The following is a 25,304-nucleotide window of genomic DNA, read 5'->3' as shown; positions in this document are numbered from 1 at the left end:
GCCCGTTCGTGCCTGGTTGCAGCCGCTGATCATCGCCAGCCTCATCGCCGTGGCATTCATCGGTATGTACGTAGGTCTGCAACGCGAACCGGTGCCACACGACATACCGATCGCGGTCGTGGGGACCGAGCTTGCTGATGGCCTGGCGGAGGCTCTCGGCAGTGCGGTGAGCGTGCAGTCGGTGCCCGATGTAGCAAGCGGTACAGCCCTTCTCGGTATGGGCGATGTTGTCGCGATGGTTTCGTCGGCGTCACCGACAGCAATCGATCTCGATGTGGCCGGTGCGAATGGTCCTTCGACGGTCGGTGCTGTGGAACAGTTGGTGGGCGTATACGGCAGGGCAACCGGAATGCAGGTCGTCACCGAAGACGTCATCCCGCTCGTCAGGTACGACAGTCGGGGAATTGCCGGGTTCTACGTGGCCTTCGGTGTGACTCTGGCGTCGTTCGTTCTCGCGCAGATGTTGATCTTGACGGCTGCTCGGCTGCACCTGCACCATCGACTCCTCGCGGTCACCGCTTTTGCGGCGTTGGTCGGGGTGATGGCGGCAGTCCTGGCCGGCCCGGTCCTGGGGGCAATACCCGGTCACAGTGTGTCGTTGGCCATCACGCTTGCGCTGCTGTCGGCGGCGACGGCATTGGCCACGACGGCGCTGGGTGCGTGGTTCGGGGCGGTCGGAGTCCCGATCGCGACCGTTCTGCTGATCACGGTCGGGAACTCCACCAGTGGCGCAACTGTCGGCGTCGACTTGCTGCCGGATCTCGCACGGGTTTTCGGTCAGGCACTCCCGCCCGGGGCTGCAATCCGTTCGATCAGCGACGTCAGTTACTTCGGCGGTGAGCACCACTGGGTGGGCTGGTCGATACTCACTGTCTGGATCGTGGTGGCAGGTGGACTCACACTTTTGAAAGAGTGGCGAAGCAAGACGCCGCTGTGATGAAGACCACTGCCTTTCAGTGCTCAGCCCCAAAGTCTTCCGTGCTGAATCCCGTGCCACTCGACCGATGGGCAAGGGCCATCCCCTGGATCGTCGCCGGTGTGCTTCCGGGTCCGAACTACCGCGGCACCGCCATGCGTTCATGACCGGATCGGTCAGCACACCGCCACGTCGTGGTCGGCGACAGACTGCTTGGGTGCCGACGCGCCAACGTCGCTCCGACGTGCCCTGTCCATCACTACGAGCGTGGCCAGAGGAACCAGGAGTAGTACCGCGAACAGCGCACCCGCGACGGGGATCGCGGCGGGTCCGTATCCACTGATCGCCCGAGATGTCACCCAGGTGCCGACGGCGGTGCCGAGGTTGAACATCGACGTGCACAGTGAGGTGGCCAGAGTCGGCGCTCCCTCTGCAAATCGGACGGCAATCGACATGAGCACGGGGTTCGTGCCGAGGCCGGCCATTCCTGCAACTGCGAGAAGGGCGATCGATGGCGCCGCGAACGACGAGAAGATACTCAGCAAGCCGAGTGCTGTCACGACGATGATGCCACCGGTCAAAGCGGTGACGTAGGGCGCGCGGTCTGCGAAGCGGCCGCTGTTGAGAGTGCCGGTGACGGCACCGACACCGAAGATCGCGAGACCGACGGGTAGAAGGTCCTCGGACAAGCCGGAGCGTTCGGTGAGTAGGGGGGCGATGAACGAGTAGGTGGACATGACGGCGGTCGAGATCAGAACGCACGCTGCCATGACCACCCAGAAGCGTCCAGTGGCGATCGATGCGAGTTGTGAGCGCAGAGGGATGACCGTAGATGACGGACGACCACCAGGAACGAAGCGGGCAATGGGCACCGATGCGAGCACGGCAAGTACCGCGAGGATCCAGAACGGACCGCGCCAGCCTACGAGCTGGCCGACAACAGAGCCGAGGGGCACCCCGATTACCGTCGCGAGAATGCCGCCACTGAGGACCAGGCCGATGGCGCGCGCGCTGGCGTCCGGTCCCGCAACGCGGGACGCGACAGATGCTGCGATAGACCAGAACGCACCCGTTGCGAGCGCGGTCACGAACCGGGCCACGAGGACGAGCGAGAGGTCATCGGTGAGTACAACGACGATGTGTCCGGCGGAGTAGACGGCGAGTGCGAGGAGAAGAGTCGTCCGCTCGGGAATCTCGAGTGCCGCCACTGCGATCAACGGGGTGGCGATCATGCCGATCGCGAACGCAGTGACCAGCAGTCCGGCCTCCGAGATGCCGATGGCGAGGTCCGAGGCGATATCGGGCAGGATTCCGGCAACGACGAATTCCGACGTGCCCATGAGAAACGTACCCATTGCGAGGATGTAGACGAGGAAGGGCAAGGACTTTCGTTCAATGGTGGAAGTAGACACAGCTGAATTCTCTCGGGTGGGGTCGTATTGATGACTAGTTGGGAACAGGCGCGGGCGAGATCGATTTCGGCCCTATATGGCAATGCCGACTTGCCAACTGAACCGGGATTCGTCCTGAACTGCTCCGTCTTCGACAGTATTTGCTACGACATGGCCTTGGAAGGCACAGACAGGGAACCCCACCTGCGACAAACGAGCAGAAGGCGCACGGCGCAGTTTGTCTCAGATGTATCCGAAGTTCGGGCACGCCGGGAAAATTAGTAAACGCGAGAGTCAAAGTTATTCGTACTGAAGGGTTTTGACCGAAAGTGAGTTGCAATCTCGTTGGTCTCTCGGTTGCCGGCGGAGGTAAAATTCACCAACATGCCTATGCGGCTGCGTGCAGCGACCAGCACTTGAGTGACATAAATCTCGACGCACGCGTTCAGTGACATCGATTGCATTCACGGACCTCTGATGAGCCTTGACTCAACGCCGTAGTCCGGAATATCGAGCTGAACGGTCGTTTCACCTACCGCGCGCGTCCAGATAGGTCAGCACTCCTAGTAGAACTATCAGAGCGACGAAAAGCACAACAGTGGGCATCTGTGGGTCGGGCCCGCGCAGTGGACCGCGGGGATTGTCGTTGTCCATGTTGGTCCTTTGTCGAAGTTTGCGGATCGAGGCACTTCTCGACACCCGGCCAGTCCGATGCTCACGTACCGATGCGCACCTTCACGTCATTGGATGCGCCACCGGAGCAAGCTGTCGTCACCGATCTCGGGGTTACCGCGCCCGTCGGTGTTGTTGGTCAGTATCAACAGGGACCCGTCGGGGGCGACGGTGACGTCTCTCAGGCGTCCGTATGTACCGACAAGTCGATCGACGGACAAGTCGGGGTCGTCGAGGTTCACTTCGGTCAGGCGCTCGCCTCTGAGATTCGCAATGAACACCGTGGAACCATCGACAGCGATGCCACTCGGGCTGGCCTCACTCGTGGCCCACTGGTGGATCGGGTCGACAAAGCCGTCGGTATTCCCGATGCCCTCGATCAGTGGCCAGCCGTAGTTGCTTCCGGGCTCGATGAGGTTCAGTTCGTCCCACGTGTTGGCACCGAACTCGCTCGAGTACATCGCGCCATCTGCGTCCCATGCAATGCCTTGAGGGTTGCGGTGACCATAGCTGTACACGAATGAGTCCGGGAATGGATTGTCCGGTGGCACAGCCCCTTCGGGGGTGATTCTCAGGATCTTGCCAGCGAGCGAGGAAAGGTCTTGGGCCCGGTCGCGTTGTCCGGCGTCCCCAGTTGTGGCGTACAACATGCCGTCCGGCCCGAAAGCCAACCGGCCACCGTCGTGATAGCTGGCCGCCGGGATGCCGTCGAGCACAGCGGTTCGTTCACCCAAGGTGAGAGAGCCTGGTGCGCCGAGGACGTCGAATCGATCGATGCGATTTCCATCTGCGGCGGTCGAATAGGTGTAGAGGTCACCCTCGCGGACCGCGAGCCCCAGAAGCCCGGCTTCGCCCGCAGGGGCCACATCCACTGTCCCCATGGTGGTTCGGTTGCCGTCAGCGCCGAGTTCGATGATCTGTCCGGTGTCGCGTTCGCTGACCAGCATGCTGGTCTCGAAAATGGCTATCGCCCATGGTGCATCCAAGCCATCGGTCACGACCGAGGCCTCACCGGAGTTCGACGACATTGGTACCTCGATCGACGCTCTGGACCTTGGAGGCACCGTCTCGCCGTCGATGGCCTGCGATGCGCACGACGACAGAGTGACGGCGATGACGGACGCCGCGGCGCAGAGGGCAACGGGATGCGTAGTTCTCATCGGGTGCCCGTTCCTGCAACGATGGAGAGCGTCCTGAGTCTCGATTGCGCGGTGCCCAATGGTTCGCTGTCTGCAGCCAGAATGGAGTGTCCAGCTTTTCTTCTCATCGCGCTTGGGGCGGCTGCCCGACCTGATGCGCCGAACAATCTGTCGTGCGGCATTGTGTTGCTCCCGTTCGTGCTGAACCCGCTCGTAAGTGCGATGTCGGCGACCCATGTGTCGATCTCGACAGGGCCTGGATCGACACTAGGTGACAATTGGGACGTATGGGACGCCCTCCTGATACACCCAACACCAGGGCACCGTGCGTCCGTCCGGGAAGGAAGTGACTCGACTGCTCAGGGTTTTCGACCCGAAATCCGCGCGATGAACCTGAACGCAACGACCACCATTCTGTCCGCTTCGCTGGGACGATCGGAGCCCAGCAATCGAGGTCAGCGGTACGCCGTCGGTGTGTCCCCGTCCGTGCCCGGCTGCGTTATCCCCAAATTCTCACCGATGTAGGAGTTGGGGTCAGCGACGAGGTCCGCGATGAACTTTCCGAGGCTCGCGCGCGAGGTCTCGGTGCCTTTGTAGGTCTCGCCTTTCCGTGTGAGCTCAACATCTGTCACCGCCTCGTCCGTAAGCCAGACCGGCCGCAGGATGGTGTATTCCAACGATGACTGCTCGACGACATCTGCGGACTGCCGGTTCCTGGGTCGGGTGGCCCCTGCGCGTTGGTAGTCCCAGGTGTTGAAGGGCTCCGGCAGCTCGTTGTAGATGCCGCCGGCATTGATTGTGACAATTCGGCGAACGCCGACCTCCTCCGCAGCGTCCACCACTGCGGCCGTGGTGATGTCCAGGTCTTCGCCTCCGAGGGCGACGATCACGATGTCCTGGTCCGTCAGCGCTGCACGAAGCGAGTCCCGGTCGTGTGCGTCACCTTCGACCAGCGTCATGGTCTCCGTCGCGACGCCGTCGAGTCGATGATGACGGCGCAGGAACAGCGTGAGGGCAACGTCTTCCTGCTGGGCCAGGCGAGAGATGATCTCTCGTGCAGAACGGCCGTTCGCTCCGATGATGACGACGTTCTTCATGGGTTCACTTCCTACGTTTTTGCGGGTTCGGTGCGTGATCGGCACGCCACACCACGAACCACGTCACACTTGCGCCGTCCGGCGGATTCTGGTGCTAGCTGATGCCGATGGTCTGGCCACCGTCCACGACCAGGGAATGGCCGATTGCGAAACCTCCGAGATCTGAGCACAACCACAGAACGGCTGAGGCGATCTCTTCGGGGGTTCCCATGCGCCCGATCGGCTCTTGGGCGATGACCCGCGCCCGCCCCTCCGGTGTGTCACCGGAGAACCGGCCCATCATCGGAGTCTCGATGATTCCGGGGCAGATCGCGTTGATCTGGATGTTCTCGGCGGCGTAGTCGAGGGCCGCCGATTTCGTCATACCGAGGATGCCGTGCTTCGCAGCTGCGTAGGCGGACTGGCCTTTGATGCCGATGACTCCGGCACCTGAGGAGATGTTGACGATCGAGCCGCCGCGGCCTGTCATGGCGAGAATTTCGTGCTTCATGGAGACGAACACCCCACGCAGGTCGACCGCGATGAGACGGTCCCATTCCTCATCGCTGATCTCGGCAAGGGGTTTGGGTGGCTGCTCGATGCCGGCATTGTTCAGCCCGATGTCGATTGGACCCAGAGCGTCGACAGCGGACTTCACCGCGTCCTCGACACTCTTGCTGTCGGTGACATCGCAGATGGCGATGTGCACGCGCCGGCCGTGCGCTTCGACGAGCTCAGCGGTCTCCTGTAGAGCTTTTTCTGTAGTGTCGCTGACGGCGACGTCGGCACCCGCGGCCGCAAAGGCTTCCGCTGTGGCTCGACCGATGCCGCTGCCGGCCCCGGTGATGAAGACATTCTTGTTGCTGAAGTCGAAAGTTACTGGCATGGTTGACCTTTCGTGATTCGGGGTAGTCCGGCCGACCCGCTGCATTTCCAGTGGAGATGACCCCAGATAGCGGTGGCTGCTCGGCCTCGAGGTTTGCGCGGGGTGGTCAGGGCACGTTGTGGCCGGCAGCCTGAATCAGTCCGTACCACTCTCCGCGAGTCAGCGCGATGTCCGACCCCGCCGCAGCGTCGGACACCCGTCGCGGCGTGGTCGTTCCAAGGACGACCTGGATCCCGGCGGGATGTCGGGTGATCCAGGCGGTCGCGATCGCAATCGGGGTGACACCGTACTTCTCAGCGAGCCGGTCGAGTTCGGCGTTCAACTCGGGGTATTCCTCGGAGCCGAAGAACACGCCATCTTGAAAGCCCTTTTGAAAGGGTGACCACGCCTGAAGGGTGATCTTTTTGATCCGGCAGTAGTCGACGATACCGCCGCCGTCGCGGGTCACAGAGTCCGGTTGTCCGGCCATATTCGCAGACAGTCCCTGAGCAATGATGGTGGAGTGCGTCAAAGACAGCTGCACCTGGTTTGCGACGAGTGGCTGCGTGACCGCAGTCTCGAGCAGGTCGATTTGCCGTGGTGTGTGGTTGGAGACCCCGAACGCGCGAACCTTCCCGGTGGATTCCAGGTGATCGAACGCACGGGCAACCTCCTCTGGCTCAACCAGTGCGTCGGGACGGTGCAACAGCAACACGTCGAGGTAGTCGGTGCCCAATGCCTTCAGGGATTTCTCCGCCGAGGTCACGATGTGCTCGTATGACTGGTCGTAACCCCACGGATCGGCGACGATGCTGGTCTTAGTTTGCACAGTGATCTGCTCCCGCTCCGACGGGCTCAGCTGTAAAGCCTCGGCGAACCGGCGCTCGCACAGGTGTGGACCACCGCCAGGGTGGTTGAACCCATAGAGGTCAGCGTGGTCGAAGAAGTCGATCCCTGCCTCGCGAGCTGTTCCGTACAGCTGCCGGATCTCCTCATCGGTACTACCAGCAATCCGCATCATGCCAGCCACGATGTTGGACACCTGGGTATCCGTCGATCCGAACCGGACGGTACGCATAGATCCTCCGAAGGTCTCGTCAAGGGTGATCCGTCGCATCGCCTCGTTTGGTGAGGCTCTGCGGACGGTTGAGCCTGCCGACTTGCCATTTCGTGTTCGCGAACGCGCCCGCGACGACAAACCCGCTCGCTGATGCCGGGTTCGCTTTCCACCGTAGGACGATCGGCATGCTGGGTGGAATACCCTGACAGGGCACCCCGGCCACCGGCTGGTGTTGAGCTCCCGGCGAAGGACCAGAAAATGTGGGGTCCCGTTTCAGCTCGACGTCCCGCGACCTCACAAAGGAATCGGGTAGATTGCTGCCGAGCCGTAATTCCGGCCGCGCCCAACACGCTCACTCAGACACGAGTTCTTCGATCTTCCGTTCTGACACTCGTTAGTCCGGTGCCGCTCATTGCACCCAGGTGAATCGACGGAGTCCGTCGAGGGTGGCCAGGCGGCCGAATGCGAGTTCAGGAAAATGTGCAGGAGCGAATGGGTCTCCGGTGGCGGCGAGCTCGTCGGCGATGCGGTTGCGCATGATTCCCGCTGCGACGGGGTCGACATCCCACATGCCGATCCATTCGGGCTCGGTGAGTTCGCCGACGGTGTGGAGGGTGTCGCCGAGGAGAAGGGCACGTTCCTTGCCGTCATGAATGATGTAAATGGTACTGCCCGGTGTATGCCCCGGTGCCGGCCTGGCAATCAGGCCGGGAAGGATCTCGTGTTCGACGGAGAACGGTTCGACGTGATCTTCGATGGGTGCGATGAGTTCGCGTATCCGGTGGTCCGAAGTAGCACCGGTCATGAAGTACGTCCAATCGTCCTGGTGCAAGCGGAAGGTCGCGTTCGGGAATGTTATTCGGCCGTTGACGGTCGACCATCCGATGTGATCCCAGTGCATGTGCGTGAAACAGACGTCCGTCACGTCGGACGGATCGACTCCAGCGTCCCGAAGATTGTCGAGCATGCTTCCGGTTGTGGTGTCCGCGCCGGAATGAACTCCACCGCCGGCGTCGATCAGGACGACACGGTCTCTGATTCGAATCAGGAACGAGCCGATGTCCAGACGGATGCGACCGCTCTCATCGGTGGGATGCTCGACGCAATCCCAGATTTTACCGTCGGGATGGGTGACGGCGTTACCGATCGGTTCGTGTGCGGTGCCATCGATGATGGGCACGATGTCGAGTGTGCCGACTTTCATAGCGGTCTCTTTCGTTCGGGCCGGATGCTGGACTACACCTGCGCGAGGGGTCTCCCGGACACGACCGGTGGGGACCCGTTCTGTGTCGGTCTGCGCCTATGCAGGCTGTTTGGCTCGAGACTTGCGTCCGGACTTCGAAATCGACTGTGAAAGAACAACACCGATTACCAATGCTGCGCCTTGGAATACCGGTTGGAACCAGAACGGCGCCCCGAGCAGGCTCAGTCCGGAAAATCCGACGGCGAGAAGAACGACGGCCAGCATCGTTCCAGCGACATTGAAGAATCCGGGACGAACGGTGGTGGCACCCAGAAAGGTTGCAGCGAAGGCAGGTAGGAGAAGGTTCGCTCCGAAGCTGGGGTTCGCCGCGCCTGCCAATCCGAGCTGCATTATTCCGGCGAGGGCTGCCAATGCACCTGCTGCACCGAACATCACGCACTTGATGAGTCGAACGCGGATACCGACCATGCGAGCAACCTGCTCGGAACCGCCAACCGCGTAAACCTTGCTGCCAAATGGTGTCTTCGTCAGAATTAAGTACATAACCAGTGCGATAAGCGCGACAATCCACACTGCAGAACCAACTCCGAGGATCTCGGTCTGCACGAAGGTTCGGAAGACCGAGGGAATGTTCTGTGAGAGTGTCATTCCCCCACTGACTCCCACGGTGACTCCGCTGACAGCCAACCCGACGCCCAGCGTCGCAATGAGCGAGACGACGCGCAAGCGAGCTACCAGCAATCCGGAAGCCAATCCGACGAATGCACCGGCGAGCAACGCGATCGTCACGGTCAACGGCACCGGGAGTCCGGACTCACCTGCCAGCTTTGCCGTGAGCACCGCTGACAATCCCAACGTGTATCCGACCGACAGATCGAATTCGCCGACGACGAGAACCAGCAGAACCGACAGGGCCAGAAGAGCACTCACGGCCTGGCCCAATGCGAGCCCTTGCAGATTGGCAGTGGTGGGGAAGGTCCTGGGAAGAAGGATCGAGAACAACACTGTGAGTCCGATGATCAGGGCCAAGATGCTGTGGTTCTGAAACAGCGTCGAGATTCTCCAGGTTCGCAACGACGACGAGCCGGGGGTGTGAACGGCCGCGCCATCGGATTTCTCCGCCACGGCGTTGTCACTATGCGTAGGTTGCACGACTGATGTCCTCCAGATTGAGATCAGTGAGTTCTTCGACGATGCGCCCGCCGTTGACAACGATGACGCGGTCGCACAGGCGAACGAGATGTTCCGGCTCACTCGACCGGATGATGACGGTGGTCCCGCGGGCGGCGAGTTCTCGCAAGGTATCGAAAATGATCTCGCGAGTATTCGGATCGACGCCCACTGCGGGGTCGTCGAGAAGCAATATCTGTGGCTCCAGAAGGAGCCACCTGGCGAGGAGCACCTTTTGTTGGTTGCCGCCGCTCAGGCTGGCGTACGGAACGGTCGGGTCGGCCGGACGGATGTCGAGCTCGCGAATCATCCGGTCGACATCGGACGCCGCTCGGCGTCGATTGGCACCGTATCTTTCCACGCGGGGGAGTACGACGTTGTCGTGCACCGGCATCAACGCGATCCCGCCCTCGTTGAGTCGATCGAGAGAAAGGTAGAAAATCCCGGCTTTGATGGCTTCTCGTGCACCGGAAATCGGTGCGCAATTGCCGTCGATCTTGGTTGTTCCCGCCTGTGTGGACTCGATCCCGCCTATGAGACGCAACAGCTCGGAGGCTCCTTCGCCCGATCGCCCCGTCACACCCAAGATTTCTCCGGCGCCCACTGTCAAGGACAGCTCGCGGCTGACGTTGCCGGACAGTTTCTCCAAGACGAGTGCGGGACGATCGGTAAGACCGCGACTACGGTCGTGGTTGTGTGAGGAGGCGATGTGGGCGGCGCCGCCGACCATCGCGTGGATCACGGCGTCCTCCGAGAATTCGTCGGCACCGATGTTGCTGACAACGCGGCCGTCCCGGAGCACGATTGTTCGGTCGCTGTATTCCCGTACCTCGGGCAGGCGATGGGTGACCATCAATACTGACAATCCCCGGTCTGCGACGCCTCTAACTCGGTCGAGCAGCCGCGCTGCCTCGCGAGTGGACAACGGAGCAGTCGTTTCGTCCAGTACCAATAGTGCGCGTTCGGGAGAGATTCCGGCCATCGAAATCACCAGTGAAACCAGTGCCCGTTCGCCGGCCGTCAAGTCCGCGCACAGCGTGTTCGGATGGACCGCGACGTCGAACTCGCGGAGTATGTCCTCCGTCTTCCGCGCCAATGTCCTCTTCTGCACAAACGTTGCGCCAACCAAGGGAAACCCCGTGTGCAGCGCGGTCATCTCGGCGACCGTCATGTTCGCGATGAGTGGTGACTCTTGATGGACAACCCTGATACCGATTTTCCGTGCGGCGACCGGTGTGAGGTCTTTCGCGCGAATCGGGCTGTCGTTGAACGTGATCTGCGACTTCGAATGCAGCGGATTGACGCCGGTCAGTGCCTTGACCGTAGTGGATTTACCCGATCCATTTGCGCCGAGCAGAGACACGATCGAACCGCGCTCCACATCGAAATCGATGCCGTGCACTACCTCGTGTTGACCATAGGAGACAGTGAGGTTTCGTACGGCCAATCGCACGGGGGTGGTCACGGCGTGACACCCCACAGCTCGAGGTAGCGGTCGACGTAACCGTTCTCGGCGACCCAGTACTGGTCGGTGATCTCATTGACGTTGTCCATCGTCAGAAGGCGAGAGGGCGCGCCCTGGCTGTATCGCAAACGATCGTCGGTGACACCGGGTGTCTCCCAGAGGGGTTGACCCGACAGGACCCGAATCATCTGATCCACAGCACCGTAACCGAGGAAGACGTCGTCCTGAACGACATCGGCGGCCTGGATGTTGCCGTCGCGAATGAACTCGAGGTTTTGCGGTGCGCCGACGCAAGACACGAGTGTGACACGATCGGACAGGCCCGAGTTACCCATTGCAGGAACCATGTCGGCTGCTGCCGAATCGAACGCTCCGCTGACGTAGTCGATGCTCGGCTCTGCCTGCAGTGCGCTGGCAATTCGCTGGCCGAGGCCGTTCCCGATGTCGGTCACGACAAACTGTTGCGTGTCTTGGACTACGCACTCGTCACAGCGATCTACCGCCGAGACCATCGCATCAGCGATCGCCGGTGAACTCGGAAACTCTCGGTCGACGGTCGGCAAGAAGTTCGCCGTACCACCTGAGTCCGTCACAATCCACGATCCGAGCTGGTCACCCCACAACGTGTAGTCCGGAGCGACGTCGAACAACACGCCATCGGTTGCGGCAATGCCGAGACCTGCGGCTCCGACCGGAATTCCCCGAGAGGCAGCGAGTTCGATTGCGCCACTAAGCGGAACGGGATCTGTCGCGGCGAGGATGATGGCGTCTACGCCACTATTGATAGCTTGGGTCATCGCTTGGTTTTGTCCGACCGGATCGCCCTTGCCGTCGAATCGAGTAACTGTCCACCCCAGGGCTTCACCGGCTTGTGTGACCCCGTCTGCCTGCCGCACACACCCCGACACGGACCCGGAACAGACCACTACTGCTATCGAGATGTCGGTCGGTGGTGTCGGTGTTTCGGTCGGGCCTGCCCAGTCGGTCACCGGTGCCATCGCATCGTCGACGACCGTTTGAAAGGACGTCAACTCCTGCGTCGAGGTCCGGTCCTGGGACGCTGCCTGGGAGTCGCACGCGGTGGTCAACAGAAGTAGGCCGACGATAGGCGCGATCCATTTGATTTTCACAGAGGCTTCTTTCGTAAAATGGGTCCGGAGAGAAACACCGGAGACGAAAAAATGGTGGAGACGGCAGGTGCCGTGCAGAGCATGGAATGTCTCCGCGTGTGAAACAGTCCAGAAACGCATGCCGCGACGGCTGTCTGGGGGACACATCGAATGCTGCTTATTGCCTACTCAGCAACATCGATAGTGTTGCATGTGTCACATCGATGCACAACTGGTAATTCGCTCTGAGGTCCCTGCGTCCATTACCGATCTTGAATCACACTTATAGATACCGGCTATCGGCCAAGCGGGCGCAAGCATGTGATCAAGGGTGAGTTGTTGACTCCCGGCAACAGTACTGTTGACAGGCGGACGCGGGGGTGCGACGATGACTGTCGCTGCCGTGGAGGAATTTTCGCGTTGCCCGGCGAGCGAGAGCCGGTGTGCAATCAGCCGACAGGTACGGGGTATGAATGCATCGACAATGTCGCGCACCTGCCGAATTGGCTCTATGAGGTGACCGGCAACTGAGGAGAACAATGCAATTCCAGACGCTCGATTGGTCTGTCGACGAAGTCGGTATTCTTATTCTTACCCTGTCTCGACCTGAATATCTCAATGCATTCTCGGTGACGATGGCCGATGATTTGGAACGCGCATTCCAGCAGGTGCGCATCGACCCAACGGTGCGCGCGGTCGTGGTGACCGGTGCTGGTCGCGCGTTCTGTGCGGGCATGGACCTGGCTGTAGAAGGAAATGTCTTCGGGTTGGATGAGTCGCTGAGTCCAACGGTGTCGGATATGCGCGAGCGGCTGACCGAAGAGCCGTTTCAGTCCGGGGTTCGGGACACCGGCGGGAAAGTCGCACTGGCCATCCATTCCTGCGACAAGCCCGTCATTGCTGCGATCAACGGTGCCGCCGTCGGTATCGGAGCGACTATGACTCTTGCGATGGACATTCGCATGGCGTCCACCGATGCAAAGATCGGCTTCGTGTTCGGCCGGCTCGGCATTGTTCCCGAGGCCACGTCTTCCTACTTCCTGCCGAGAATTGTCGGCCTGCAAACAGCCCTCGAGTGGATTTACTCGGCGGATATTCTCGACGCCGAACAGGCATTGGCGGGTCGGCTCCTCAGATCGGTGCATCCACCCGAGGAATTGCTCCCTTCGGCAATCGAGCTGGCCCGAAAGTTCGTCGTCGGGCGTTCGTCTTCAGCCATTGCACTGTCTCGTCGACTGATCTATTCCGGTTCGGGGTCGGCGCATCCCCTCGAAGCGCATCGACGGGACAGTTTGGCGATGTGGCACGCCTCGGTGGGTGACGGAAAGGAAGGCGTTGCCGCATTCCTGGAAAAACGGAAGCCGAGTTTCTCGGGTACGGCCGCAGACGTACCTGACCTCGGGTGAACGGACTGTCGCGCACTCCCTGCTTCGTCAGTCCTCGGCTGTGCCTTCCGCCATGATTCCGTCGAAGAATATCGCCGAGAACACGCGTGAGAGATCCTCTGCCGAGTAGCGGCTCTGGCCGGGCACGAACCACCGATGTGTCCACTGGGTCATGCCGAAAATACTGTTTGCTATCAACGTGTTCGACAGATCGGGCCGGAACGTCCCGTCTGCAACGCCAAGGGCGATGGCATCCAAGAAATATTTCTCGATCTTGTGGGTGTTGTCCACCATCTCCTGGGCCCACTTGGAGTCGAGCGATGACACGCGACCCCAGTCTTCCTGCATATAGACGTACATGTAGGGGTAGTGCTCCACCTGAGATGCAAGCAGCATCGCAATGAGAGCTTCCAGCGTCTCCCGCGGTCGTAGCTTCTTGGCCACGATCTCGTCAGCTCGTGACAAGTTGGTCACCACGGTGCTCGTGATGCATTCCTGGAACAGTTCTTCTTTGCTGCCGACATAGTAGTACAGCGAAGCTCGGTCGGTGCCGTATGCCGCCGCAACGTCGTTCAATGATGCGGCGGCATACCCTTTTTCGCGAAACACTTCTGCGGCGACCCTGAGGAGCCCAGCTCGCTTTGCAGAATAGTCGGCCGAATTTTCGGTCAGCGCGCTCTTACGCCGTTTTGCAATTCCGCTGACTGGTGACTTCGCCACAGTCTTGCCTCGCCTTCGTGACCGTCGCTTCTCGGATGGTTCAGCCAGTATAGGTTCGAGGAATTCCGCTACGAGAGGCCACTGTTGACCGGCCTCGCTCGCGCCGTGCTTGCGAGGGGATCATGGCGTCATTTCCCTGCCCACTGTGGCTTGCGCTTCTCCTCGAACGCTTTCCGGCCCTCGAGGACGTCGGACGATGCGGCGTAGGCCTCGATCAGTTCGAATTTGGTCGACAGTGCCACTTCCAACGGGTACGAGGCGCGGGAGAGGACGGCGTGTTTGGCCGCCTGTTGAGCCAACGGCGACGCGGTGGTGAGCTTCTCCGCCCATCTCACCCCGGCCGCATCCAGTTCCTCGAACGGGACCACTTCGTTGACCAGACCGTGAGTCAAGGCGTCGTGCGCCCCCATACGGTCGCCGGTCAAGATCAATGCCATGGCGATGCGATGCGGGAGATGGCGAATTGCTCGATGAACAACGCCGGATTCGCCGATTATTCCGGCTTTGACCTCCGGAAGGCCGAACTGGGTGTTGTCTGCAGCGACGATGATGTCGGCGCACATGGCAAGCTCGAACCCGCCGCCGAGGACGTAGCCTTGGACCGTCGCAATCAGGGGCTTGTTCAGTACTCGAAGCGGTCCTCCCACGCCGGTAAGGCCGCCTCCGAGCGCACGCCGTGATGGGCTCGCAGCGGTACCGCCGCTGATGTCGGCACCTGCGCAAAAGGCTCGTTCGCCGGTTGCTCCGAGCACGGCAGCCCAGATATTGGGGTCGTCCTCGATCTCGTCCCATCTACTTGCCAACTGCTCGTCGACTTCGGCCGAGATTGCGTTGAGGACCTTTGGACGGTTCAAGGTGAGGTAGGCGACGTGGTCCCGGACCTCGTAGAGAAGTTCGTCGGACACGGTCAGCTCGTCTTCTGTGTGCGTGGCGTCGGGACGAGCGCGTGGGCCTTCGCGTGGTAATTCTCGGTTCCGGCAGTCTTCTGTTCGCGACGTGAGATCTTCCAGCCCTCGTCGGTCCGGGTGAATTCGTCATGGTACTGGGCGTACACGATCCCGTCCGGACGATCTCGGTAGTACTTGTGCCACGCGTAGAGAACCGACCGCACTTTCGCAGTGTCCTTGTTCACGAAGTCGATCACGATGTTGCTGACGTGATGACTCGTGCCTGCGAAGAATGCGGCGATTCCAGTTTTGTCGTTCGAAAGCACATCGAGGTAGTTTTCTGCGCCGGTGGCACCATGAGAGGGGCCGTAAGCAACGTACAGGTCCTCGACGAAGAGGGGGAGCATCGACTGGGGGTCGGCTGCGTCGAGATGAAACGCATACTGGAAAAGAACTCGTTCGATATCCCTTTCGTCGACAAGACGCTGTACGACTTCAATAATGTTGTCTTCGTTGACCGAAGTCATGACGCTCCATCCATTCTCAGGTGTCGATCCGGATCCATGGTTCATGTCAGTCTACGGTCATGTTGACAGCTCGTCAACGGTGCCGTTGCCTGTGAGAGGAATAGATCGGGTCGGTGCTGAGAGATCGGAAGTCGGTGCGACGCGGAACGATTCGATCACCGACTTCAGGCCTTCTTCGGCGATGCGGGCACGTAGTGCTGCCACCTCCGGGGTCATGTGGGCCAATGCGTCCGCATCGGCTATGGCTCCCAGCGCATTACGGGTTCCCATCGCCTCCATCGCGCGATTGATCGAAACCTTCTTGATGGTCAACAGGCTGGGCGGCACTTGAGCGATTCTTCGTGCGAGCGAGGCCACGCGTGCTATCAGTTCGCTTTCCGGGACGGCGTGATTCGCCCAGCCCCACTCGACTGCGGTGCGTCCATCGATGCTGTTGCCCGGAACGAACGCAAATTCCTTGGCCCGTTTCGGTCCGACGAGAGTTGCCCAGACGGGCGAGACGTAACCGGCCCCGATCGGAATGGTGACTTCCGCGATTTTCGCGTTCTCGGTCACGATGGTGATATCGGTGAAGGTGGCCAGCTGCGTTGCTCCGGCGACGCAGTAGCCGTGAATTGCTGCGATAACTGGCTTGGGGTGGTCCCAGATGGCGAGATACCGATCGATGTTCCTCTGCAATCGGGTGCGGTCGGCCACGGGGTCCGCGGCCGTGGTCGGCGCGACTTGTCCAAGGTCGTATCCGGCGCTGAAGCCTTTACCCTCTCCCCGGATGGCGATCACCGGTTCGCCCGTATGTTTCAGCCGCGCAAGTGCGTCGGAGAACTCGTCGAGCAGTTCGTTGGACAGTGCATTGGCCTTGTCCGGTCGGTTCAGCACGATCCAGGACACAGGTGAATCGTGTTCGACCCGTATGTTGACGTAGTCGGGCATTGCTGGATGTTCGGGCATGTGGCTCCTTGATTCGAGACGCGTCCAGTCGAAACGCCGCTTCCGTATTCGTCACACTAGGCAGCCGGTATCGCGCCGTCAACACCTGTGTTGCCAACATGTCGACGGTGTCGATAAGCTCCGCTCGGCAACGTTTTTCGACCGATGAGGAGAGTCGTGACAGTCAGTCAGCAACAGATCGACACGCAAGCGGCTCGCCTGTTGGAAGAGGTTCCCGACGGTGACGATCTGACCGAAATCCAGGTTGCGCTGATCCAATTCGCACTACGCACCACCTCCTCGGCCCTCGACACCCTCGGAAGCAGGCAATGGGCGGAACGTGCAGTTGCGGCGGGAGCGACATTCGACCAGCTGCACGAGATCGTCACGCTGCAATCCAGTGTCGGAGTACATGCTTTCTTCGAGAGTTCTCGTGCCCTGGCATCGGCGGCGTGCCCCGAGGGTGGTTGGCCGCCCCTGGACGAGCATCGACAACAGCTGTGGGACAGGCACATCGGCGGCACGAAGTACTGGACGACCATGCGGGAGGAGATTCCAGGCTTCTTGGAGTCCCTGCTCCGAATGTCTCCCGAAGCATTCGAAGGATTCATCGCCTACTGCGGACTTCCGTTCCGGGCACAGTTGGTTCCGAACATCACGAAAGAACTCATCAGCATGGCGTCGGACGCAGCGACAGCGCACAGATACCTACCAGGGATGCGGATGCATCTACGAAATGCTGTCAGGATGGGGGCAGGACGTGCAGCTATCGATCACGCACTGAGGCTTGGTGCCGAATCTCCGAGCTTCATCGGCGTGGAGTAGGGCGGGTGCATCGGCCTACTCCACGCTAGGAAGAGACGAGCCCCACCAAGCGACCGGCGATCAGTTTCTCGGCGTCGTCGATGATCTGCGTCACGACATCCGCGCAGGTCAGAATGTCGGTGACCAACGCCTGGCTTTGTCCGACCCACCACAGTCCGTCATCCATCCGGCCTTCGGTAAGAACGTTCTGTCGACCCCGAGCACCCGACGCCAGCGCTGCGATGTCCTCGAATGTCGTTCCTTCTCGCTTTTCGATGTCGAGAATCTCATCCGATACTGCGTTCTTGGCAACTCGCGCGGTATTGCGGAATTTTCGAAAGATCAGATTGGTATCGCGTTCGGTATTGGCCACGATCCGATCTTTGACGTTGCGATGCACAGGAGCTTCCGCAGTCGCGACGAAGCGGGTTCCCATATTGATTGCATCCGCGCCGAGCGCTAGAGCCGCGACGAGGCCTGCGCCGGTGGCGAATCCGCCCGAAGCGATGATCGGTAGATCTGTGCGTGCCGCGACGGCCGGAATGAGGACGAGACTGGATACGTCGTCCTCGCCGGGGTGACCTGCACACTCGAACCCGTCCACGGACAACGCGTCGACGCCGAGCTTCTGCGCGGAAATAGAGTGCCGGACGGCGACGGTCTTGTGAATTACTTTGATACCGGCGGACTTCAGTGACGGTAGATGGTCCTTCGGGCTCGAGCCGGCTGTTTCGACGATTTTGATCCCGTTGTCGATGATGACCTGGCGATACTCGTCGTAAGGAACGGGCGCGATCGTGGGGAGAATTGTCAGATTTACGCCGAACGGCCGATCCGTCAAGGCCTTCGTTCGTCGAATTTCCTCGTCGAGGGCAGCGGGCGTCGGTTGCGTCAGGGCCGAAAGGAAGCCCAGCGCACCGGCATTGGCGACGGCGGCGATCAAGACAGCTCGTCCCGCTCCGGTCATCCCGCCGCACACTATCGGATGTTCGATATCGAACTCTCGCGTGAATCGGGTGGAGATCATCGGTGGTCTTCCTTGCTGAGGTGGGGAGTGGGCTGCTGAAGCGTCCGGTCCGTCGCTCCGTCTCGGAGGTCTTTCAAGCGCGCCTCGATCTCGGCATCGGGGTAGCCGTGGGTGAGCACCGCGTTCTGGCCGGACAACACGGCCTCGACGGCGAGCTCGCCAAGGGTCTCTGCTGCTACGGGAAGGTTGTACGTGAGCGTCGCAGCTCGTTCGGGCTCGTAGGCCACGATGTTGCGAACCGCTGATCGATCGTTGTCGGGCCGGAGGCGCTCACTGGTCGCGATCGAGGTGGGGACGAGTCCTGGGTACAACACGGTGACGCCGAAGTCGTCGCCATGGTCCTCGAGTTCGTAACGCAACGCGTCGGACAGTGCGGTGACTGCTGCTTTGGAGGCCGCGTATGGCGCGTGCCCAGGAGCGATGTCGAGCGCAGTCACCGACGAAGTGTTGACCAGGTGTTTGTGGCCGGACTGCTCGCGCATTCTCGGTACGAAGCTGACTATCCCGTGCACGACGCCGAAATAGTTCACCTCCATCGCCCACGCAAAGTCTCTGATCGAGGCGTTCCAGGATGCGCGATGGGGTCGCATCGACACTCCGGCGTTGTTGCACAGAACATCGACACGACCGTGCCGAGAGAAGACCGAATCGGCGAGAAGCTCGACCGACTCTGCATTGCTGACGTCGACTCGTGCCGCGAAGGCGGTTCCGCCGAGCTCGGACACTTCGGCGACGAGCCCGGCGGCGGCCGCTTCGTCGATGTCGGCGACGATTACTCGAGCGCCACGAGCGACGAACGACAGCGTCATCGCTCGCCCGATCCCGGTCGCGGCACCGGTGATGACGACGACGGATTCGCTGTTCAACGATGCCTCGGTCATGTTCATGCGTTCCTCACCTTTCACCATGCGGTGTAGCCTCCGTCGACCAGCAGTGTATGGCCGGTTATCAGACCGGATGCGTCCCCGGCCAGAAAGGCGACGGCACCGACGATGTCCTCGGGTTCCCCGAAGCGGCCCAACGGGATTCGAGCGAGCAATTTGTCGCCCCACCCGGGTCGCGACAGGGTGTCGGCGGTGAATTCGGTTCTCACGAAAGTGGGGGCGACGGTGTTGACTCGGATGCCGTGTGCCGCCCACTCGATTGCGAGAACCTTGGTGAGTTGATCGAGGCCGCCCTTGGTCGCGCAGTACACCGCGCGTTCCTCGATTCCTACCGTGCCTGCCTGAGACCCGATGTTGACGATGGCACCGGGGGTACCGGCCGATACCCATTGCTGCGCAACGGCTCGGGTGAGGAAGAACGTACCTCGCAGATTGGTGTCGACGACGGAATTCCACTGCTCGATCGTCACGTCGAGTGCCCGTGCGGGGTGATTGACCCCGGCGTTGTTGACCAGAATGTCGAGGGAGGTGCCGCGCATGCGTACACCGAAACGCTCGACGAAGGGCGTAATCGAGTGCACGTCCTCCAGGTCGAGAACGAAACCTTCGGTGCCGAGGTCGGATTCGATCTGCCGAATACCGGCCTCGGTTCTCGATGTCCCGTACACCGTCGCACCGAGTTCGGTGAGTGCTGCTGAGATGGCCTTTCCCAGACCCCTGTTCGCTCCGGTGACCAGAGCAGTCTTTCCTGAAAGTGAGAACGTGAGCACAGTGTTTACCGCGGTCGGACCGAGAGCGTGGCCGGAGCCCATGGCAACGGTGCGCCGCCGTACTTCGCTGCTCGCACATCACCTGAACGGGCGTGGCCCTCGAAGTACTCCACCCGCGCAGCTCTGCCGCAGAGGGTTCCGAGTTCGGCGCTCGCGGACTCCGAGGTGATCTCCTGATAGGTGACGGTCTTCAGGTATTTTCCTACCCACAGCCCTCCCGTGTAACGCGCTGCACCGCGTGTGGGCAAGGTGTGATTGGTCCCGATCACTTTGTCTCCGTAGGAAACACATGTCTTCTCGCCGAGGAAAAGTGCACCGTAGTTACTCATGGATTCGAGTGCTCGACGGGGCGTGTCGGTCAAGATCTGCACATGCTCGGACGCGAACGTGTCCGCGAGGGCGTACGCGGCTTCGATGTCGGCGGTGACGATCACCTGTCCGTGGTCTCGCCATGCGACACCTGCGAAGTCGCGCGTAGGCATGTCCGGCAGGATCGCGTCGATGTGCTCGATCACGGTGCGAGCTAGGGCCTCGGAGTCCGTGATCAGAACGGCAGGCGAATCCGGGCCGTGCTCGGCCTGGCTGAGAAGGTCCACTGCGACGATGAACGGGTCCGCATTCGAGTCGGCGACGATCAACACCTCGGTCGGCCCGGCGAACAAGTCGATTCCTACCTGGCCGAACAGTTGCCGCTTGGCCTCGGCGACGAAGGCGTTGCCCGGACCGGCGAGCATGTCCACTTTCCGAATGCTTTCGGTGCCGAGTGCCATTGCCGCAACAGCTTGCACGCCACCGAGTAAGTAGATGTCGTCCGCACCTGCGAGATGGAACGCGGCAACGGTTGCTGCGGGGATTTCGCCTCGGATCGGTGGGGTGCACGCCGTGACGTGCGGAACGCCTGCGACCTTCGCCGTCACCGTGGTCATGTGCGCAGATGCAACCAACGGGTATCTACCGCCCGGTGCATAGGCTCCGGCTGCGGACACCGGAAGATTGCGTTGTCCGAGATGGACACCCGGCGAACTCTCGACCTCGAAGTCGTGCAGGGAGTCGCGTTGATGCTGAGCGAAAACTCGGACGTTACGCTGAACGGTCTCGATGTCGGCGATGACCTCGGCAGGAACTGTCGAGATGATCTCGTCGATCTTCTCCGCGCTCAGTCTGAAACTTTCCGGGCTCCACTTGTCGAATTTCTCGGAATAAGCGCGGACCGCAGCGTCGCCGCGGTCGCGGATGTCGGCGATGACCGTGGACACGGTGTCCGCGACCGAGGGGTCACCGGCGGTCGCGGTGTCGACTACTGCGGGTGTCTTCAAATGAAGTGTGTCGGGCATGATTGCCGCCTTTCTATGGTGCTGGTGGTCGGGAATATCAGATGCGACGGTGACTGCGCTAACGTGCCTGCTGGACCGCTGCGTCTTCGAGGATGTCGAAATCGCTCAGATCGGGGCGTCTGACCATCTCCCAGTATTCGACGTTCAGGAAGGGCATGACGAAAATGACTCGGCCTTTGGAATTGCGGTAGTAAGTCGCGAATCCCGGATGGGTCCACACCGTCTTGGAGTGCATAGTGTCGACGAGTTCGTTGTATTGGTTCGTCGAGTCTTCGGTGGCGCTGATAGCAGTGATGTTCTTGCGGAACATTTCGGCGAGAAGGTCACGAAGATAACGAGCTTGAAGCTCCATGAAGTACATGAAGCTGCCGCTGCCCGGTAGCGAATGCGGTCCACCGAGCATGAAAAAATTAGGAAAATGCGGAATGGAAACGCCGAGGTAGGCGCGAGGGTCGTCGTCGTCCCAGGCCTCGCTGAGATCGAGCCCTTCCTCGCCGCGTACCTCGAGCGAACTCAAGAACCGTGCAGCCTCGAATCCCGTGGCCCAGATGATGACATCGACGTCGAGTCGTTCACCGGTGGACAATGTGAGTCCGGTCCGCGTCACATCCGAAACTCCGCTCGTGAACAGATCGACGTTCTCGCGCTTGAGAGTCCGATACCACCCGTTGTCGAGGAGCATTCGCTTGCCGAAGGGCGGGTAATCAGGGACGGCTTTTTCGATCAGATCGGGTCGTCCTTCCAAGGCGGACTCGATGTACTTCGTCAGGAATTCACGCTGTCGGTCGTTTCTCCGGTTCACCGACCGTTCGGGGTGCGGCCACGACGGATCCACCCGAAGCGCATCGATGATCTTGTCACCGTGCTGATAGAAGAGCCCGATCCAGTTCCACGCCCTGTATAGCGGAAGATGCTGCAGGAGTGTGCGTTCGGCAGTAGGTACTTCCTCGCGGAACTGCTCGAAGGGCGCAACCCACTGCGGTGAGCGCTGCACGATGTCCAGGTGCTCGACGATCGGAGCGATCGAAGGTGAGATCTGCTGGCTGCTCGCGCCTGCCCCGACGATCGCGACACGTTTGCCGGTGAGATCGAGGCCATCCGGCCATCTGTTCGAGTGAAATTGAAGTCCCTCGAACTCCTCGCGCCCCGCGATCGACGGTAGTTTCGGCTGGTTCAGCGAGCCGACCCCACTGATGACCATGTTCGCGACATGGGTGTCCAGTTCACCTTCCCGGTTTCGGGTGGTGACGGTCCACAGTGCGCTGTCGTCGTCGTACACGGCGCTCACGACCTCGGTCTCGAACGAGACCTCGGTGCGGGCATCCAACGAGTCGAGCACTCCGTTGAAGTATTCGTAGAGCTCGTCCCGAAGCTCGAAATGTCGATCCCAGTCTCGATAATCGAAAGAAAACGAGTAGAGGTGGCTCGGTGTGTCGACACCCGCGCCGGGGTATCGGTTCTGGTGCCACACGCCGCCGGCATCGGCACCCCGCTCGAACACGGTGAACTCGATACCGAGTTGCTGCAGTAGGTGAATGGCGGCGAGCCCGGAAATCCCCATTCCGATGACGATGGCGCGCGTACCCGCAGGAGGGGTGACGTCCGGTACGTCGTCCTGCTCGTCGCTGTCGGCGGAGCGTCGACGTAGCTCCTCGGTCAGAATCGCTGCGTATCGCCGGTCGATCGGTTCACCGAGGAAAAAGCTCGCGGCCTTTTCCATGTCGCGAACGTCGCTCAGATCCAGCACCGGGCGCCGGTGGGCGAGCAACGATGCGATCGCGTCGACGGCTGCGTCGCGGACGACGCGTTGATCGGCCTCGGCGATATCGCCGGTCGGGCGAGGTGATACTCCCCGAAAATGGCTGGGAGCGAACCGCGGTCCGATCCAGGACTCGTCTCCGGTCACCTGATAGAGGACCATCAGCAGCACTGGCACCGAGGCCCCTTCGACCGCCTCGCGAACCTCGTCTTCTGTCAGCGCAGGTGCGCCGTGCGATTCGGCGTTGTGATGCACCTTGGTCGTCGTATTGGTCATCGTTCCTCCGTATCGAGATTTCTTCTCCAGTCAACATGATCGTTAACGACCCGTCAACACTTGTGTTGAAACCTCTTTTCGGAAGGCGATCGATCGTTAACGGAAGCGTTGACGGCCGCCGGTGACCGGCCTAGTATTCGGATTCGGCTCGTGAAGCCCCGTCTCCGAAAGAACCGACTCGAGACGATCTACGAATGCAAGGATCAGGTCCATGTACAACCAGTCCGTGTTCAGCGAATGCATGCCGCTCGGCGATGTGCTCATCCGTTCCGGCGAACGTTTTCCCGACCATCCCGCGCTCGTATTGCCGGACGAGACTCTGTCGTACCGCGAGATGACGGCGGGCGCAGTTCGTATCGGCCGCCTGCTCGTCGCGCTCGGACTGACGGCCGGTGACAAGGTTGGCGTGCTTGCGCCCAACTCACGCGAATTCGTCGAGGCGGCGTTCGGTACGGCGCTCGCAGGCGCAGTGCTCGTGCCGCTCAACCCGCGTCTCCGCAGTCGCGAATTGAGTTACATCATCGCCCATTCCGAAATTTCGGTCGTGCTCACCACGGACGCACTCGCACCCCGCACGGACTTCCGCGCGGAACTGACTGCAGCTTTCCCGGGAGTGGCGACGACCGACTCGCTGAGCCTGGAACTACCCGAAGCACCACACCTTCGGAGGATTATCATGTTGAAGGGTGACGGGGGCCCCGGAATCGTCGGTGCATCGGCGGTGGACGAACTTGCGCAATCGGTGACGGAGGTCGACATCGAGGTGCGAAGGCAGCGGGTGCGACTGCGGGACGACGCCGTGATCATCTACACCTCGGGAACCACTGCTTCACCCAAGGGTTGCGTGTTGTCGCATGAGGCCGTGACACGAGGGCCCATCGGACGCACGGCTCAGGCTGTCCCATTTCCGGAGCCGCGGGAGATGAGGGTCTTCTGGTCACCGGCACCGCTGTTTCATATCGCAGCATTGCAGGGCCTGATCGCCTGTGTAGCAATGGGATCGACGTATCTGACCGATGTGTATCTCGATGGTGGACGCGCACTGACCATGGTGCGCAAGTGGCGTCCGACCTCGTTGTGGCCGATGTTCCAGTCGGCTTTCGATACTTTGATGGACGCGGAGGGCTTCCGGGAAGACGACCTGGAGGATGCCACGTCGTTGATTACGGTCGGCAGTGCCGACGAGATGCGCTTCGTCCAATCGAGATTCCCGAAAGCGTTGCTCGTCAACGGATCTGGAATGTCGGAGATGGCAGGCCACTTTTCGTTGTCCGCACCCGCAGACGACATCGAATTGAGGGCGACCACCTCCGGGGTGCCCGTACACGGGGTAGAGGTCAAGATCGTAGACCCGGTGACATTGGATAATGCGCCGGTCAGCGAGCTGGGTGAGCTCTACGTGAAGGGTTACGCGATGATGACCCGCTACTACCGAGACCCGGAGCAGACTGCCGCCGCAATCGACGACGAGGGCTGGCTGCGCACCGGAGATCTGTTCCGCACGTTGAATAGTGGTCATCTTCGCTACGAGGGCCGGCTGAAGGACATGATCAAGGTGGGTGGTGAGAACGTCCCTGCCATCGAGGTCGAGTCCTATCTGTGTACGCACCCGGATGTCGTACTTGCGCAGGTCGTCGCCAAGCGCGACCGTCGACTCGACGAGGTGCCCGTCGCTTTCGTCGAGTTGCGCGAAGGTGCCACTGCGGGTGCCGACGACATCATTGCCTTCTGCAGGGGGCAGATTGCGAGCTTCAAAGTCCCACGGCAGGTGTACTTTCTGAGCGCCGAAGAGTGGCCGAGGTCGGCCACGAAGATGAACAAGAGGGCCCTTCGCGAGGTGGCCGCAACCAGATTGTAATCAACGGGTGTGTTGCCTGTCACTCTTGGCAACGCTAGTGTTGATGGCATCGAGTGTCCAACGATTCGATTCCACTGCT

22 protein-coding genes are annotated in these 25,304 nt (G+C 60.9%); 4 read left to right on the top strand and 18 right to left on the bottom strand.

What is annotated here, in order from left to right:
- Window positions 1–937, top strand: a 937-nt coding sequence (locus CH278_RS27745; protein ID WP_179279584.1) for a hypothetical protein, incomplete at its 5' end; no start/stop codon positions are given.
- Window positions 938–1,092: 155 nt separating this feature from the next.
- Here the strand turns inward: CH278_RS27745 and CH278_RS27045 are convergent.
- The 9 genes from CH278_RS27045 to CH278_RS27005 form a co-directional block, all read right to left on the bottom strand.
- The gene (locus CH278_RS27045) at window positions 1,093–2,328 is read right to left on the bottom strand and encodes an MFS transporter (RefSeq protein WP_256991913.1); all 1,236 of its coding nucleotides are present in this window, start codon (window positions 2,326–2,328) and stop codon (window positions 1,093–1,095) included.
- A gap of 719 nt (window positions 2,329–3,047) precedes the next feature.
- Window positions 3,048–4,139, bottom strand: a complete 1,092-nt coding sequence (locus tag CH278_RS27040) for a PQQ-dependent sugar dehydrogenase (protein ID WP_094623362.1) — start codon at window positions 4,137–4,139, stop codon at window positions 3,048–3,050.
- Between the two features lie 434 nt (window positions 4,140–4,573).
- Complete coding sequence (locus tag CH278_RS27035) at window positions 4,574–5,260, bottom strand: NAD(P)H-binding protein (RefSeq protein WP_256991912.1); 687 nt, start codon at window positions 5,258–5,260, stop codon at window positions 4,574–4,576.
- Window positions 5,261–5,309: 49 nt separating this feature from the next.
- Entirely contained in the window at window positions 5,310–6,080 is a 771-nt protein-coding gene (locus CH278_RS27030) for an SDR family NAD(P)-dependent oxidoreductase (protein WP_094623360.1), read from the bottom strand.
- 106 nt (window positions 6,081–6,186) lie between these two features.
- Window positions 6,187–7,137 (bottom strand): aldo/keto reductase, encoded by a 951-nt coding sequence (locus tag CH278_RS27025; RefSeq protein WP_094623359.1) that lies wholly within the window; start codon window positions 7,135–7,137, stop codon window positions 6,187–6,189.
- Window positions 7,138–7,528: 391 nt separating this feature from the next.
- On the bottom strand, window positions 7,529–8,323 hold the full coding sequence (locus CH278_RS27020; RefSeq protein WP_094623358.1) for an MBL fold metallo-hydrolase: 795 nt from the start codon (window positions 8,321–8,323) through the stop codon (window positions 7,529–7,531).
- Window positions 8,324–8,419: 96 nt separating this feature from the next.
- Complete coding sequence (locus tag CH278_RS27015) at window positions 8,420–9,475, bottom strand: ABC transporter permease (RefSeq protein ID WP_176459260.1); 1,056 nt, start codon at window positions 9,473–9,475, stop codon at window positions 8,420–8,422.
- Window positions 9,459–10,958 carry an ATP-binding cassette domain-containing protein gene (locus CH278_RS27010; protein ID WP_143536325.1) on the bottom strand — a complete coding sequence of 500 codons (1,500 nt, stop codon included), beginning with the start codon at window positions 10,956–10,958 and terminating at the stop codon, window positions 9,459–9,461. The genes CH278_RS27015 and CH278_RS27010 overlap by 17 nt, the downstream gene beginning before the upstream one ends.
- Window positions 10,955–12,088, bottom strand: a complete 1,134-nt coding sequence (locus CH278_RS27005) for a sugar ABC transporter substrate-binding protein (RefSeq protein ID WP_179274531.1) — start codon at window positions 12,086–12,088, stop codon at window positions 10,955–10,957. The genes CH278_RS27010 and CH278_RS27005 overlap by 4 nt, the downstream gene beginning before the upstream one ends.
- A gap of 518 nt (window positions 12,089–12,606) precedes the next feature.
- On the opposite strand from CH278_RS27005, the gene CH278_RS27000 reads away from it, so the two are divergent.
- A complete protein-coding gene (locus CH278_RS27000) occupies window positions 12,607–13,473 on the top strand; it encodes a crotonase/enoyl-CoA hydratase family protein (RefSeq protein ID WP_094623354.1) in 867 nt (288 codons plus the stop codon).
- 27 nt (window positions 13,474–13,500) lie between these two features.
- Here the strand turns inward: CH278_RS27000 and CH278_RS26995 are convergent, their stop codons facing one another.
- From CH278_RS26995 to CH278_RS26980, 4 genes are all read right to left on the bottom strand, one after another.
- Entirely contained in the window at window positions 13,501–14,172 is a 672-nt protein-coding gene (locus tag CH278_RS26995) for a TetR/AcrR family transcriptional regulator (protein WP_176459258.1), read from the bottom strand.
- Window positions 14,173–14,300: 128 nt separating this feature from the next.
- Window positions 14,301–15,077: an enoyl-CoA hydratase-related protein gene (locus tag CH278_RS26990; protein WP_094623352.1), complete on the bottom strand. Its 777-nt coding sequence runs from the start codon at window positions 15,075–15,077 to the stop codon at window positions 14,301–14,303.
- A 2-nt stretch (window positions 15,078–15,079) separates the two neighbouring features.
- Complete coding sequence (locus CH278_RS26985) at window positions 15,080–15,586, bottom strand: nuclear transport factor 2 family protein (protein ID WP_094623351.1); 507 nt, start codon at window positions 15,584–15,586, stop codon at window positions 15,080–15,082.
- Between the two features lie 57 nt (window positions 15,587–15,643).
- On the bottom strand, window positions 15,644–16,534 hold the full coding sequence (locus CH278_RS26980) for an enoyl-CoA hydratase-related protein (protein WP_254924336.1): 891 nt from the start codon (window positions 16,532–16,534) through the stop codon (window positions 15,644–15,646).
- A gap of 156 nt (window positions 16,535–16,690) precedes the next feature.
- Between CH278_RS26980 and CH278_RS26975 the strand changes: the two genes are divergently transcribed.
- Complete coding sequence (locus CH278_RS26975) at window positions 16,691–17,338, top strand: carboxymuconolactone decarboxylase family protein (protein WP_094623349.1); 648 nt, start codon at window positions 16,691–16,693, stop codon at window positions 17,336–17,338.
- A 25-nt stretch (window positions 17,339–17,363) separates the two neighbouring features.
- Here CH278_RS26975 and CH278_RS26970 read toward each other — a convergent pair whose 3' ends face one another.
- Genes CH278_RS26970 through CH278_RS26950 form a run of 5 tightly spaced genes read right to left on the bottom strand, consistent with a single transcriptional unit; the run spans window position 17,364 to window position 23,367 of the window.
- Window positions 17,364–18,344: an NAD(P)H-dependent flavin oxidoreductase gene (locus CH278_RS26970; RefSeq protein WP_094623348.1), complete on the bottom strand. Its 981-nt coding sequence runs from the start codon at window positions 18,342–18,344 to the stop codon at window positions 17,364–17,366.
- Window positions 18,341–19,231, bottom strand: coding sequence for an SDR family NAD(P)-dependent oxidoreductase (locus tag CH278_RS26965; RefSeq protein ID WP_176459257.1), 891 nt, complete (start codon window positions 19,229–19,231; stop codon window positions 18,341–18,343). Before CH278_RS26965 ends, CH278_RS26970 begins: the two co-directional genes overlap by 4 nt.
- A gap of 14 nt (window positions 19,232–19,245) precedes the next feature.
- On the bottom strand, window positions 19,246–19,998 hold the full coding sequence (locus tag CH278_RS26960; RefSeq protein WP_094623373.1) for an SDR family NAD(P)-dependent oxidoreductase: 753 nt from the start codon (window positions 19,996–19,998) through the stop codon (window positions 19,246–19,248).
- A 5-nt stretch (window positions 19,999–20,003) separates the two neighbouring features.
- The gene (gene hisD, locus CH278_RS26955; RefSeq protein ID WP_094623346.1) at window positions 20,004–21,332 is read right to left on the bottom strand and encodes a histidinol dehydrogenase; all 1,329 of its coding nucleotides are present in this window, start codon (window positions 21,330–21,332) and stop codon (window positions 20,004–20,006) included.
- Window positions 21,333–21,390: 58 nt separating this feature from the next.
- On the bottom strand, window positions 21,391–23,367 hold the full coding sequence (locus CH278_RS26950) for a flavin-containing monooxygenase (protein WP_094623345.1): 1,977 nt from the start codon (window positions 23,365–23,367) through the stop codon (window positions 21,391–21,393).
- Window positions 23,368–23,578: 211 nt separating this feature from the next.
- Here CH278_RS26950 and CH278_RS26945 point away from each other — a divergent pair, with 211 nt between their 5' ends.
- Window positions 23,579–25,225 (top strand): class I adenylate-forming enzyme family protein, encoded by a 1,647-nt coding sequence (locus CH278_RS26945; protein ID WP_094623344.1) that lies wholly within the window; start codon window positions 23,579–23,581, stop codon window positions 25,223–25,225.
- The last annotated feature ends 79 nt before the right edge of the window (window positions 25,226–25,304 follow it).

Source organism: Rhodococcus sp. 05-2254-5, assembly GCF_002258575.1.
Lineage (GTDB): Bacteria > Actinomycetota > Actinomycetes > Mycobacteriales > Mycobacteriaceae > Rhodococcoides > Rhodococcoides fascians.
This window is presented reverse-complemented; position numbering and strand designations above follow the sequence as displayed.

What these genes read in the sequence shown, in the direction of transcription:
- CH278_RS26970 (WP_094623348.1), bottom strand. Translation starts at nt 18,344, where the DNA reads ATGATCTCCACCCGATTCACGCGAGAGTTCGATATCGAACATCCGATA.
- CH278_RS27025 (WP_094623359.1), bottom strand. Translation starts at nt 7,137, where the DNA reads ATGCGTACCGTCCGGTTCGGATCGACGGATACCCAGGTGTCCAACATC.
- CH278_RS27000 (WP_094623354.1), top strand. Translation starts at nt 12,607, where the DNA reads ATGCAATTCCAGACGCTCGATTGGTCTGTCGACGAAGTCGGTATTCTT.
- CH278_RS26945 (WP_094623344.1), top strand. Translation starts at nt 23,579, where the DNA reads ATGTACAACCAGTCCGTGTTCAGCGAATGCATGCCGCTCGGCGATGTG.
- hisD (WP_094623346.1), bottom strand. Translation starts at nt 21,332, where the DNA reads ATGCCCGACACACTTCATTTGAAGACACCCGCAGTAGTCGACACCGCG.
- CH278_RS27030 (WP_094623360.1), bottom strand. Translation starts at nt 6,080, where the DNA reads ATGCCAGTAACTTTCGACTTCAGCAACAAGAATGTCTTCATCACCGGG.
- CH278_RS27020 (WP_094623358.1), bottom strand. Translation starts at nt 8,323, where the DNA reads ATGAAAGTCGGCACACTCGACATCGTGCCCATCATCGATGGCACCGCA.
- CH278_RS26965 (WP_176459257.1), bottom strand. Translation starts at nt 19,231, where the DNA reads ATGAACATGACCGAGGCATCGTTGAACAGCGAATCCGTCGTCGTCATC.
- CH278_RS26980 (WP_254924336.1), bottom strand. Translation starts at nt 16,534, where the DNA reads ATGCCCGAACATCCAGCAATGCCCGACTACGTCAACATACGGGTCGAA.
- CH278_RS26950 (WP_094623345.1), bottom strand. Translation starts at nt 23,367, where the DNA reads ATGACCAATACGACGACCAAGGTGCATCACAACGCCGAATCGCACGGC.
- CH278_RS27040 (WP_094623362.1), bottom strand. Translation starts at nt 4,139, where the DNA reads ATGAGAACTACGCATCCCGTTGCCCTCTGCGCCGCGGCGTCCGTCATC.
- CH278_RS26985 (WP_094623351.1), bottom strand. Translation starts at nt 15,586, where the DNA reads ATGACTTCGGTCAACGAAGACAACATTATTGAAGTCGTACAGCGTCTT.